This is a genomic window from Arthrobacter sp. NicSoilB8, from assembly GCF_019977355.1.
Classification (GTDB): Bacteria; Actinomycetota; Actinomycetes; order Actinomycetales; family Micrococcaceae; genus Arthrobacter.
The window spans coordinates 2,811,788-2,824,269 of the sequence record NZ_AP024655.1 but is presented as its reverse complement, the minus strand read 5'-3'; the positions used below and the strand labels follow the sequence as shown (position 1 = coordinate 2,824,269).

8 protein-coding genes are annotated in these 12,482 nt (G+C 66.1%); 4 read left to right on the top strand and 4 right to left on the bottom strand.

Annotated elements, in window-relative coordinates; genetic code table 11:
- Positions 1-106: 106 nt before the first annotated feature.
- Positions 107-2,734, top strand: a complete 2,628-nt coding sequence (locus tag LDO15_RS12700) for an AMP-binding protein (protein ID WP_346655956.1) — start codon at positions 107-109, stop codon at positions 2,732-2,734.
- On the opposite strand, the gene LDO15_RS12695 is transcribed toward LDO15_RS12700, so the two are convergent.
- Complete coding sequence (locus LDO15_RS12695; protein WP_223979239.1) at positions 2,677-3,204, bottom strand: alpha/beta hydrolase-fold protein; 528 nt, start codon at positions 3,202-3,204, stop codon at positions 2,677-2,679. The genes LDO15_RS12700 and LDO15_RS12695 overlap by 58 nt on opposite strands.
- A gap of 480 nt (positions 3,205-3,684) precedes the next feature.
- On the opposite strand from LDO15_RS12695, the gene LDO15_RS12690 reads away from it, so the two are divergent.
- Positions 3,685-4,194, top strand: a complete 510-nt coding sequence (locus LDO15_RS12690; protein ID WP_223979237.1) for a hypothetical protein — start codon at positions 3,685-3,687, stop codon at positions 4,192-4,194.
- A 35-nt stretch (positions 4,195-4,229) separates the two neighbouring features.
- Here the strand turns inward: LDO15_RS12690 and LDO15_RS12685 are convergent, their stop codons facing one another.
- From LDO15_RS12685 to LDO15_RS12675, 3 genes are all read right to left on the bottom strand, one after another.
- Complete coding sequence (locus LDO15_RS12685; protein WP_223979236.1) at positions 4,230-5,516, bottom strand: ABC transporter permease; 1,287 nt, start codon at positions 5,514-5,516, stop codon at positions 4,230-4,232.
- Complete coding sequence (locus LDO15_RS12680) at positions 5,513-6,211, bottom strand: ABC transporter ATP-binding protein (protein WP_223979235.1); 699 nt, start codon at positions 6,209-6,211, stop codon at positions 5,513-5,515. Before LDO15_RS12680 ends, LDO15_RS12685 begins: the two co-directional genes overlap by 4 nt.
- 116 nt (positions 6,212-6,327) lie before the next feature.
- A complete protein-coding gene (locus LDO15_RS12675) occupies positions 6,328-7,707 on the bottom strand; it encodes an alpha/beta hydrolase-fold protein (protein ID WP_223979234.1) in 1,380 nt (459 codons plus the stop codon).
- Positions 7,708-8,208: 501 nt separating this feature from the next.
- On the opposite strand from LDO15_RS12675, the gene LDO15_RS12670 reads away from it, so the two are divergent.
- Positions 8,209-10,593: a phosphatidylglycerol lysyltransferase domain-containing protein gene (locus LDO15_RS12670; RefSeq protein WP_223979233.1), complete on the top strand. Its 2,385-nt coding sequence runs from the start codon at positions 8,209-8,211 to the stop codon at positions 10,591-10,593.
- Positions 10,594-11,267: 674 nt separating this feature from the next.
- Positions 11,268-12,412 (top strand): IS3 family transposase gene (locus tag LDO15_RS12665; RefSeq protein ID WP_223979232.1). Its coding sequence is split into 2 segments (ribosomal slippage): positions 11,268-11,541 and positions 11,541-12,412, totalling 1,146 coding nucleotides; the frame shifts between segments, so codons are not numbered across the junction.
- The last annotated feature ends 70 nt before the right edge of the window (positions 12,413-12,482 follow it).

Here is a 12,482-nt window from a genome sequence, read left to right as displayed (position 1 = left end):
TTACTTAGCCACACCTAAGTAAGGAGAATACTCATCGAGGCGGATTACGCAAACATTTCGTACCGTAATTTTGTTTAGGTAAGCCTAATCTAATAACATCGTCCGGGTGACCACGCAGCTTGATTTCATGCGGGTGCCCTTTGCCGCCGATCTAGCGAGCTACGGGGACAGCCCGGCCATTCTCACCGACACCCTGACACTGACGTACAGGGAGCTGGCGGAGCGCGTCGATGACTTTGCCCTGCGGCTGGGCCGCGAGCGGCGCCTCGTCGCCCTGACGGCAGCCAACGACCTCGACTCGCTGGTCGCCTATCTGGCGGCGCTGGCGGGCGGGCACCCCCTGATCCTCCTGCCTGAGGACAAACCGGCGGCCTTGGAAGCCCTCGTTGCCGCCTACGACCCCGACGTCATTGTGCGGTGCGGGAACGGGGGAACCGTCCTTGAGGAACGCCGGCCCGGCACGCGGCACGAGCTGCATCCGGACCTGGCGCTCCTGCTCAGCACCTCCGGATCCACGGGCTCACCCAAGCTCGTCCGCCTCTCGCACGAGAACCTGCAGTCCAATGCCGAGTCGATCTCCGAGTATCTGGACATCGGCCCCACCGACCGTGCGGCGACCACCCTGCCCATGTCCTACTGCTACGGCCTGTCCGTGATCAACAGCCACCTGCTCCGCGGTGCCGGGCTGGTCCTCACCGGCCTTTCCGTGGTTGATCCGTGCTTCTGGGAGCTCTTCCGCCGCCGGGGTGCCACGGCCATGGCGGCCGTTCCGTACACCTTTGAGCTCCTCGAACGGGTGGGGTTCGCGGAGATGGAGTTGCCCAGCCTGCGCTACGTCACCCAGGCCGGGGGGCGCATGGCACCCGAGTCCGTCAGAAGCTACGCCGAGCTGGGCCGCCGCAAGGGCTGGGAACTTTTCGTGATGTACGGCCAGACCGAGGCGACGGCCCGGATGGCGTACCTCCCGCCGGAGCTCGCGGCCACTGTTCCGGGAGCCGTGGGCATCCCCGTGCCCGGCGGCTCGTTCCGCATCGACCCCGTGCCGGGACTGGAACACGGCGAACTTGTCTACACCGGCCCCAACGTCATGCTCGGCTATGCCGGGAGTCCGGCGGACCTCGCAGCGGGCCGGACCGTCACCGAACTCCGCACCGGTGACCTCGCCAGGCACCACCCGGCGGGAGTCTACGAAGTGGTGGGCCGGCGCGGCCGGTTCGTCAAGATCGTGGGGCTACGGGTCGACCTTGGACAGGTGGAGCGGATCCTGGCGGATCTCGGTGTGCAGGCGGCCAGCGCGGGGACGGACGACGGCGTCGTCGTCGCCGTTGAAGGCGACCAGGACGCACAGCTGCTGGGCAAAGTACTCGCCCAGGGCATGGGACTGCCGCGAGCGGCCCTCGAGGTGCACGCCGTCGGGCACCTCCCGCGCCTGGCCACAGGAAAACTGGACTACCAGGCTGTCCTGGCCCTGTCCCGGCGGGAACCGGTGCCCGCGGCGGAAGCCGCCGCAGGGGGACCAGGCGTGCCGGAATCGGACCGCCTGGATAGCGTCCGGAGGATCTTCGAGGACGCCCTGGAGTGCGCCGACGTCGCGGACAGCGATACCTTCGTCTCCCTGGGCGGGGACTCGCTGTCCTACGTGGCTGCGTCGGTGAGGCTGGAACAAGCGCTGGGCCATCTCCCGCCGGACTGGCATGTGACGCCGGTCCGGGACCTGGAACCGCGCCCCCGCCCGGCACCGGTCCGGAAGCCGCGTCGGCTCTTCGTGCCGCTCGAAACCAGCATTGTGCTGCGGGCTGTGGCCATCGTCCTGATTGTCAGCACCCACGTCGGCCTGTTCAGCTGGCAGGGAACCGCCCACGTGCTCATGGCGGTGGCCGGGTACAACTTTGCCCGCTTCCAGCTCACCGGGGAACGCTTCCCGCGGCTGCGGCGGCAGCTGGCCAGCCTGGGGCGGATCGTCGTGCCGAGCATGGCGTTCATCGCGGCCGCCTACCTGGTGACCGACAACTATGCGCCCGCCAATATCCTGCTGCTCAACGCGATCGTCGGGCCCGAGGCGGTGACCACCCAGTGGCACTTCTGGTTCATCGAAATCCTCGTCTACCTCATGGTGGGGACGACGGCGCTGCTGGCCCTTCCGTGGGCGGACCGCGCCGAGAGGCGCTTCCCGCTGCTCTTTCCGCTGGCGCTTACCGGCGCCGGGCTGCTGACCCGCTATGAGTTGGTGAACCCCGGGGTGCCGCATACTGCGCCGGCCCTCTGGCTGTTCGCCCTGGGCTGGGCCATCGCGCAGGCGCGGACTGTGGGGCAGCGCTGCCTGGTCTCAGCCCTTGCGGCCCTGACCGTTCCGGGATTTTTCGAGAACGTCAGCCGGGAAGTCACGCTCCTGGCCGGAATTCTGCTGCTGATCTGGCTGCCCGGCATCCCGGTTCCGAAGGTCCTCCGCCGCCTCACGACGGTGCTGGCCAGCGCCTCCCTCTACGCGTATCTGGTCCACTGGCTGGTCTACCCGCCGCTGGCCGGGGTAAGCCCGGCGCTCGCCGTGGCAGGCTCGCTTGGCGCGGGAGTGGCCTACTGGGCGCTGTGCACGCGAGTGGTGAGTGCGGTCCACCGACGCCGGACCCGCCGTGCCGGGCGACCTGCCGGGTGCCCGTCGCGCGATCGCAGCCGGGATCAAACCAGGCTTCTGCCCAGGAAGGAGAGGACCTCCGGCAGTACGGAGCGCCAGTAGACGGTGTCGTGGCCGCCGGCCTGGAAGCCTCCCTCGTGTGCACCCGGAAGGTCCTTCACATAGTCCTTCACGCTGTAGAGCAGGCTGTCCGCCATGCCGCAGCCAATCCGTTTCGGCACTGACGCCAGCTCAGGCCGCAGGGCAAATATGTCGTTGGCCGCAAAATCCGCGGCGCCGTCGAAGTTGTCGGACCGGCCGGCGTCGTACTGGCTCCAGACTGCGGGACTCATCGCGGCGACGGCGCGGAGTCCGGGGACGCGGTGCCGGGCGGCGAGGAGCAGGGCACCGAATCCGCCCATCGACAGGCCGAACACGGCGAGACGGCCGGTGTCGACTCCGTGGCCGGCGAGAACAGGGAGGAATTCCTCCACCAGAATGGACTGCGTGTCTGTGCCGGACGCGCGGCGGTGCCACCAGCTTTCGCCTCCGTCCACGGCGGCGATCGCGAAGGGCGTCCCGCCGCCGGCCACGTGCTGCGCCAGGACCCGGCCCCGCCGAGGTCATCGAAGATCATGCGGTGGTCAGCGTGCGCGCCATGCAGGAAGAGCGCCACGGGCGGCGGGGCGGGGGACCCGCCGTCGGTGGCACCGGGCACGGCCATTGACCATCCTGTGGGTTAGTGTGGCCGGAACCGTGAGGTGAAGCTCCCGGTGCGCATAGTTGCCGGTGGGGCCAGGGCCGGGGCTGTATCCCGGCCCGGCCCGGCTGCGCCCGGGCCGGTGCACCTCGCGAGGGCCGCCGCCAGGATGCCGGGGCCGAGCCCCAGCAGGCCTCGTCGGGAAAATCCGGGCGATCGCATAGCCCCGATCATAGGCCTGCCGCGCCCGGGGCCGGGTGCACCGGCCGTGCGGGGCCCGGCTCACTGTGCCCTTGGAGAGCTTCGGCAACAATACGGGAACGAAGACAAGGCAACTCTGTGCGCCGGCTTCTGTGCCAGCGACAATGACGGCATGGCTTCACGTATGGGGGACCGTGATCGGCGCGCCGGGATCTGTGCCACGATCGGAGTATTCATGCTGCTTGGCCCGATATCGGGGTGCGCATCCTCTGCTGGCCGGGAGCCGCCGTGCTTCCCCCCGGCCTATTCGCTGACCCCGGCCGAAGCCAAGCCGGGGCAGCGCGTGACAGTGGCGGCACCGGACGCTGACTGCAATCCCCGCTACGGCAAGAACGCACTCATCGAGGTGGGCATGACCGACGCAACAGGTGCGGAAGTCGTCAAGGCCACCGCCGCCATGAACGACGCCGGCGGGTTCACCTACACGTTCGTCGTCCCTGCCGGGACAGCCGTGGGAGATGCGGCCGTCACTGCGGTGCCGTTCAACATTGACTGGTGCGACGACACCGGCAGGAACAACCGCGTGGCAGGCACGGGCGCCGACCCCTTCGTGCGGGTGTCGTGTGTGATGCCGGTGAAACACCTGACGATCACCGGCGGAAGTGCGCCCCCGGGCAGGTGATGCGGGCGCGAGGCTAGTTCCCGGTCTCGCGGCGGCTACTCGTAGCGGAGGGCATCGATGGGGTTTTGCCGTGCCGCCCGCCAGGCTGGGAGAGTTCCGGCTAGGAAGGCGATGGCCATGACCAGCAGAATGACCCCCGCCACGGGTCCGGGGGCGAAGGCGAGGATGTGGAGGCCCTCCAGTTCGCTGAGGGGTCCCCGGGCGAGGGCGCCACTGACTGCCGTGCCGAGCCCGATGGCCGCGGCGGAGCCGATGGCGCTTCCGAGGAAGCCGATGAACGCCGCTTCGGTGCTGAAGAGCGCGAAGACCGATCCGCTGCCCATGCCCATGGCTTTCATGAGGCCGATTTCCCGGGTGCGTTCCTGAACGGACATCAGCAGGGTGTTCACGATCCCGAAGCCTGCCGCGACGAGGGCAATGACCGCAAAGGCGTCCAGGACACCGATGATCCCGTTGATCACCGTCTTGACAGTGCCGATCCGGTCATCGAGGGTCTGGGCGGTGTAGCCGGCCGCGGCGAGCTTGCTCTTCATGTCCTCGACCTGCGCTGCGGCGGACGGCGCGAAGGTGGCCGTGGCATTGGCCCACGCGCTCTTTGACGCGGCAGGTGCCCCGGTGCCCTGGGCATCGGCGAGGGCAGTTGAGAGGGCCTTGTTGATGAAGGCACCGCCGCCGCCGAGGAGCGCGCTCTGTTCAATGCCCGTAATGCGGGCGGTGATGGGGTGCATTGCTCCGGTCGCGTCGGTGATGCCGATCGTGGCGTCCTGGCCGACGGCCTGGGCGTTGTCGGCGAAGCCGAGCGGGGCAACGTAGCTGGACGGAAGGACCAGTTGCGGCTGGGTTCCGGAATCGTCCAGGGCAGCGCCGGCCGCGAGCTGGGGCTGCGCGCCGGCAAGGGGGCTGACCGACAGCTGGTATTTGTCGTGGCCGCTCCATTGGATGAAGTCCGGGCTAAGCCTTGTCACCGGGGTGACGCCGGTGATACCCGGGATGGCGCCGATCGTGTCCAGATCAGCCTGGTCCAAGGCAAGCTGGGTTGAACCCGGGCGGCCGCCAGCTGCAAGGACTTTTATGCCGGCATCGTATTTCTTCGGTCCGGAGGCGGGACTGCCGCTCGTGTCGGTCTTGCCGACCGTGAAGGAGCTGCTTGAGCCGACGGCAGCGATTTGGCTGTCGATGTAGTTGGAGATGCCGGTGCCGAGGCCGTTGGTGATGGTCAGGGTGAACGCTCCGACGAAGATCGCCAGGATGGTCAGCAGCGTGCGCAACTTGCTGCGGAGGCTGTTCGCCATGGCGGTTGTCAGGATTTCGAGCGGGTTCATGCCGCGTGCTCCTCGTCGGTGTTGATCAGCAGGCCGTCGCGGATATACAGACGGCGGTTGAAGCGGGCGGCAAGTTCGTGATCGTGGGTGACGGTGATCAGGGTGATGTCATGGTTGGCGTTGAGGTCGAACAGAATGTCCTCGACGATGCGCCCGGTGGCCGTGTCCAGGTTTCCGGTCGGTTCGTCCGCAAACAGGACCTGGGGACTGTTGATCAGGGCCCGGGCGATCACGACCCGTTGTTTTTGGCCGCCGGAGAGGTTACCGGCCTTGTTGCGGGCCTTGTCGGCCAGTTCGAGCTGAGCCAGGACGGCCATTCCGCGAGTGCGCCGTTCACGGCTGCCGACGCCGGCGATCTTGAGCGGGAGGGTGACGTTCTCCAGCACGCTGGAACCGGGGTTAAGAAAGAACTGCTGGAACACGAAGCCGAACATCGTATTCCGCAGCGCGTTGAGCCTCCGGCCGCTCAGGGTCTTCGCGTCGGTCCCGTTGACGTGGACCTGGCCGCCGCCGGGGGTGTCCAGCAGCGCGAGGATGTGCATCAGCGTTGATTTGCCGGAGCCGCTCTTACCCACGATCGCCACAGAATCGCCACGGGCGATCTCCAGGGAGACGCCTTTGAGGGCGTCGAAGCGGTCAGGCCCGCGGCCGTAGGTCTTAGTGAGGTCTTGGGCGGCCAGAATTGGCACAGACATGGGGATCCGTTCAGGAGTTGGGACTAAGGGGTTAATAGCACGAAGCGCGAAGAGAGGGGCCGCGGGGTCCGGCGACCGAGGTCAGAAGCCTCGCGGACGGAGGACGGTGATGACACTCATGACGGGGCGAGGCCGAATCTCTGGAAAAGCAGCGGCAGGCCGGATTTGAGGCCAAAGCTCACAGCGTCGCCGCGGTGTCCGATCCCGGGCCCGACGAACCGGTGCGTCGTCATGCCGGCCGCCTTCGCGTCTTTCGCGGCCGAGGCGCTCTGGGGCCCGTACTTTGAGTCAAGGGCGCCGCTGGTAAAGATGGCGAGCTCATCGGTGTATTTGTGGGCCTTGAGGATCGTTGTGGGTTTCTCCGCAGTGAACGCGGACTGGCTCCCTCCGAAAATGGTCTTCACGGTGTTGGCCGCGGTGCCGTCCAGAGGGTCAAGCTCTCCCGAGATGTCGAGCAGCGAGCCGAAGATCTCCGGTCGCTTGGCCGTGAACGAGAGCGCGCATTCGCCGCCGTTGGAGTATCCAGCCACGGCCCATTGGGTTCGGTCAGTGGCAACGTTGAGGTTTTTGCGGATGTAATTGACGACGTCGGTCGTGACATAGGTGTAGACGTTGCCCTTGGCGGAGTCAACGCAGACAGGATTCCGATAAGGATCGCCCAGCTGATCCACCGTCAGGAGCAGCGGGGCCAGCCCGTGGTTTTGCTGGGCGAGGGCATCGAGCTCCTGAACGGCGGATCTGCTCTGCTCCGGGCCTCCCGGCTGGCCCATCATCATGATGACGACCGGCAACGGCGGCGGATTGTCCACCAGGGCAGCGGGCGGCAGGTAGAGGAAGGCGTCGCGGGCGTGGAATCCTGAGGCGTCAGCGGGAATCGTGACTGACCCGCTGCGTCCGACGGCCGGCATCCCTGCAGGAGGCTTCCAGCTTTGCCAGAGCGGGGCCTTGGACTCGGGCTGGTGAGGCGGGTTCAGCTTGGGAAGGGTCAGATGGTTGGCCTGGTTCATGCCCAACATTGCCCCTAATGTCGGGTTCAGTCCGTAGCCGGCATTGATACCCAGCGCTGCCGTCGCCATGAACAAGAGGGAGGCGACGACGGCGACCGCTTTCCGCCACCAGCGGGACCGCCACAAGTTCACGACAGCCAGGCCCAGCCCCGCGAACGCGGAGATCACCCAGACGCGGGTGTCCGGGTCCAGCGGCAGACCGAAGACGTTCAGCAGCACTTCGCAGACAAGCAGAGTCAGTGCTCCGGTCAGGGCGCCGGCGGCCGTGGCGGCGGCCGCGGTGACAAGCCACCTTCGCCGTCCGGGCAGTGCTGATGCTGTGTGCGGCGCCGGGTTGCGGACCTCCCCGACCGAGGGCCCGATGCGGGCTGCACGGCGCGGCAGGAGTCCGGCGCGCAGGAGCAGGAACAGGATCGCCAGAGCGGAAAGGGCGTAGAAAGAATAGAGCAACGCTTGATCGACGACGCTGACATTGAGGAGTTGCTCCATCTTGTTCTCCTCCTGTCCGCGATGGGGGCCACGCCCGGCGGCCGGCCGGGTCTGGGCGCTGCTTCGCAAAGGAATGCAAGCGCCTCAAGGGGCTTTTATAGCACGCCAGCCGGAGGCGAAGCTGGGAATTTGAGCGGTGCTACCATCGTTCCGGCCCTGGCCCGTGGTCGATGATTGATTAGCGTGGCCGCCTTTTGCCGGCTTGGACGTGGGTGGTCAAATGGAGCGACAGGATGGGCCTGCCTGGATTGTCCCAACATCCTGAAAGGATTCCGTGTGCCAGAGTCGCCGCCCGTCGCCGGGCACGGGCGATCCCGTCGCCATAGGTCAGTGCGCTGGCTGCTCGCGGTGTTGCGGGGGGCTCCCGTCACGGTTGCGTTCGTCGCCGCCTTCTGGAGCCTCGGTCTGCTGACCTCGAGTATCGTCTCCGGCCCGGCACCGCGGTGGAGGGCCGATGTGGCGGCGACGGCACAGTCGTTGCCGAATCATTGGTGGGCGGTCTTGGCCGCTCCTTTCTGGGCTCGGGACCTGTTGGGCTACGTCGTGGGAACGGTGCTGGTGCTCCTGGCCTGCATCCCTTTGGAACGGCAGATGGGAAGCAGGAAATTCTGTGTCGCAGCCGTCGTGACCCAGGTTGCGGGCATCCTGGCTGCCGCCGGATTCTGGGAGGCCACCCGGGCCCTGACTGGGAACTGGGCCCGGGCCATGAGCGGGACGTTCATTCTTGGCCCGAGCGTATTCATCTGCGGAACCGCCATGGCCGCCACGGCTTCCATGGGCCCCTTGTGGAGGCGACGGATCCGACTGGGACTTTTTGGGCTTCTGATACTTTTGGCACTCTATAACGGGGGATTCGCAGATCTGGCCCGTTTGGGAGCCGGTGCCGCCGGCGCGCTCCTGGGCCCGGTCCTCCTGGGTCGCCGACCCCGGCTGGTGCGCCCGGTGAGTTCAAGGCACGAGGGGAGGGTGCTCGTAGCCCTCCTCGTGGCAGTCTCGGCCGTCGGTCCGGTTGTTGCCGGCCTTGCCCCGCACGCCGTCGGGCCGCTCTCCGTTTTGCGCTTTCTGTTCACCGATATCAGGCCTGTGGACGCCCAGGCGCTGCAGGAGATCTGCGCAGTCCCTGCTCAGCATCGGGACTGTGAGGCCGCGCACCTGCAGTTGAGGGCCGGGGCGGGCGCGATCTTCATGGCCATTGTTCCGTCCTTCCTGCTGCTGCTGCTCTCCGAGGGCCTTCGACGCGGCCGACGCTTCGCCTGGGCCGGGGTGCTGGTGGTCCAGGCAGGATTATCACTGCTCGCGCTGGTCACCCTGGTGGGTGTGCTGCAGGCAGCGGGCCCGGACACGGTAGCGGGGGAGTTGGTGGACGCGAGCCAGCCGGGCCACAGCACCCAGCCGCTGGCACTCGTGGTCCCGCTTCTCCTGCCCGTCATGATCTTCGGCGTGCTGCTTGCCTGCCGGACGTTGTTTCCTGTCACCGCACCCCCCGGGACCTACAGCAGGCTCGCCCTGCAGGTGCTGGGCCTGGCCGGCGTCCTGGGACTGATCTATGTCGGGGCGGGGCTGGTCCTTGCCGCGGAATTCACGCCTGTCCCCGCTCTCGCCGATTTAGTGGCCGACGCCCCGGACAGGTTCCTGCCGTTGGGCTTCACAGCGGACGTTCCGCCTGCCTTCTTTCCTGAGGGCACCCTAGCAGTCCTGCTCTACGAAGGAGTCGGCATCGTGTTCTGGGCCGTCACGGGCGTGCTGGTCCTCAAATCGTTCGTTCGGCCGACACACCCCCGGCATCCCGAGGACCAGGACAAGGCCGTGGCGATCCTCACGTCACAGGAGGGCAGTTCGATATCCTGGATGACTACCTGGGCCGGGAATACCTACTGGTTCTCCCGCACAGGTCAGAGTTTCATCGCTTACCGTGTCATCGCCGGGATCGCCCTGACGGCCGGAGGACCGGTCGGACCCAAGAACCTGACGCCGGCGGTAGTGAACGAGTTTTACGGCTACTGCAGGTCCAATGGATGGACGCCGTGCTTCTATTCCGTTGCACCGGAGGTCAGGGCTGCCGCAGCCGGCCTTGGCTGGGATTCCGTCCAGGTTGCCCAGGAAACTGTCCTGCCCTTGGACTCCCTGTCGTTCAAAGGGAAACGATTCCAGGATGTTCGCACAGCCTTGAACAACGCGGCCAAAGCCGGAATCCATGCGGAATGGGTTCGCTATCCCACGGCCGGCCTCAGTATCCAGACCCAGATCCTGGCCATCTCCGAAGAGTGGGTCGCGGACCGCAAGTTGCCCGAAATGGGCTTCACCCTGGGCGGACTCGACGAACTCAATGATCCTGAAGTTCGCTGCCTGCTCGCCATTGACGCCCATCAACAGGTGCACGCGGTGACCTCGTGGCTTCCGGTCTACCGCAACGGACGGATCGTCGGCTGGACACTGGATTTCATGAGGAGGCGCAGCGCCGGTTTTCGGCCGGCTGTCGAGTTCCTCATCGCTTCCGCAGCCATGAGCCTCAAGGACGAGGGCTGCGATTTCATCAGCCTTTCCGGTGCGCCCCTGGCGCGAGTGGCTCAGGCCCCGCCCCAGGACGAGACCCCGGCGCGTCTTCCGGCGACCGCTGGCCTGGACCGGCTGCTGGATCTCTTGGGATCCGCACTCGAACCCGTCTACGGGTTCAGGTCCCTCCTTGCCTTCAAGAGCAAGTTCCACCCCCTCTATGTGCCGCTCTTCATGGTTTATCCGGACTCGGCAGCTCTGCCCGGGATCGCCAATGCCCTCACCCGTGCATACCTGCCGGAGTTGTCCCTGGGCGAGGGATTCAGGCTCCTGCGCAGCATCCTTAGCAAACGCACCCGGACGGTTGCGCGCGCGGGTCGCCGGCTGGAGTGATGGCGGACGTCGTGGCGTCTTTGGTCTTCACCCCTGTGCGCTGGCCCGCACGTCCGGTGCCGGGTATGAGATCTGGCGCCACACTGCAACGGTAAATGGCTTTGTTCTCGTAGCTGTCATTTTCAGAAGTCGCCTGCACGGAAGAGCTATATAGCCTCTCGCGGACACTTACACTGGGCGCCTGACTCCCGGGAGCTGAGCCTCGTCTGGGCTCGCCGAATCGGGGCATCCCTTCTTCAGTGCCCCCGGATGGTGTGTCGCAAGGCTTGTGCTTGTGCTGTGGGTACGGGGATTTGGGGACTGCGACTCTTGCACATCCCAGTGGCTTCGCGGTAAATCGACGACAGCCCCGACAACAGAAGATCATGATTGTCGTGGGATTACTGTTTCCGGTCTGCGGGGCCGCGTTCTCGACTGCAGGCAGGCAACGTTGGAATAGCGGCCTGACTGTGCGGCATTGCAGTTATTGCCGCTGCGGTATGGGACTGACCAGACCGGACAACTAAAGACACCCCTCGTCCGTGTGAGGAGCGGGGCGGGGCGGGCTGGCGACCTACTGGGTTCTTGTCATCTGCGGATGACCGCACCAGCGAAAAAGAGGCAACAAGGGACTGCCCCCGGTTTTGTTGACTCCTGACTTGTGAGGATTCAGTCCTTGCAGCAAGGATGTTCACATGCCCAAGCCTTTCCCCGCTGAGTTCCGCCGTGACGTGGTCGCCGTGGCACGCAAGCACGAAGCCCCGATCTCACAGATCGCTAAAGACTTCGGGATTTCCGAAGCGACCCTGCACAACTGGCTCAAGAAAGCCGACGTCGAGGACGGCGTCCGCCCCGGAGTGACGGAGAAGGAAGCGGCAGAACTCAGGGATGCCAGGAAGCGGATCCGGCTGCTGGAGCAGGAGAACGAGATTCTGCGCCGGGCAGCGGCCTTCTTCGCCCGGGAGCTGCCCCCAAAATGAAGTTTCCGCTGGTCCTTGACCTTGCCGCGGACGGAATTCCCGTCGCGGTGGCCTGCCGGGTGCTGGGTTTCTCCAAACAGGCCTTCTACGAATGGAAGAGAAGTCCCGTCTCCGAGCGCGACTGGTCAGATGCCCACCTGATCAACGCGGCGGTGGACGTCCACCGGGACGATCCGGGGTTCGGGTACCGGTTTATCGCCGACGAGCTCGAAGACCAGGGTTTCAGCGCCGGAGAGAACCGGGTCGCACGGCTGTGCAGCAGCCAGCGGATCTGGTCTGTCTTCGCCAAGAAGCGCGGCCTGACCCGCAAGGCCGGCCCGCCCGTGCACGATGACCACGTCCGGCGGGACTTCACAGCAACGGCACCGGATCGGCTGTGGCTCACGGACATCACCGAGCACCGGACCGACGAGGGCAAGCTCTACCTGTGCGCCATCAAAGACGTCTACTCCAACCGGATCGTGGGTTACTCCATCGATTCCCGGATGAAGGCGTCCCTGGCAGTCTCGGCCCTGCACAACGCAATAGCGCTCCGGGAGCCGGAGGGAACCGTGATCCATAGTGACCGCGGCTCCCAATTCCGCTCAAACGCCTTCGTGCGGACGTTGAAGGGCAACCGGCTCACAGGATCGATGGGACGGGTCGGCGCGTGCGCCGATAACGCCGCCATGGAATCCTTCTTCTCGCTCCTGCAGAAGAACGTGCTGGACAGCCAGCGATGGTCCACAAGGGCGGACCTGCGCCTGGCCATCGTGACGTGGATCGAGAAAACGTACCACCGGAAACGCCGCCAGCGGCGCCTCGGACGGCTAACACCGGTCGAGTTTGAGACAATCAATAGCGGCCTCAAAGCCGCCTAGCGACACCAAACCCCGAGAGTCAACGAATTCCGGGGCAGTCCCCAACGATGTTTCACTCAAAACGCGCCCG

Excerpts from the sequence above, each read along its gene's own strand:
- LDO15_RS12685 (WP_223979236.1), bottom strand. The coding sequence starts at position 5,516 with ATGAACCCGCTCGAAATCCTGACAACCGCCATGGCGAACAGCCTCCGC.
- LDO15_RS12690 (WP_223979237.1), top strand. The coding sequence starts at position 3,685 with ATGGCTTCACGTATGGGGGACCGTGATCGGCGCGCCGGGATCTGTGCC.
- LDO15_RS12675 (WP_223979234.1), bottom strand. The coding sequence starts at position 7,707 with ATGGAGCAACTCCTCAATGTCAGCGTCGTCGATCAAGCGTTGCTCTAT.
- LDO15_RS12680 (WP_223979235.1), bottom strand. The coding sequence starts at position 6,211 with ATGTCTGTGCCAATTCTGGCCGCCCAAGACCTCACTAAGACCTACGGC.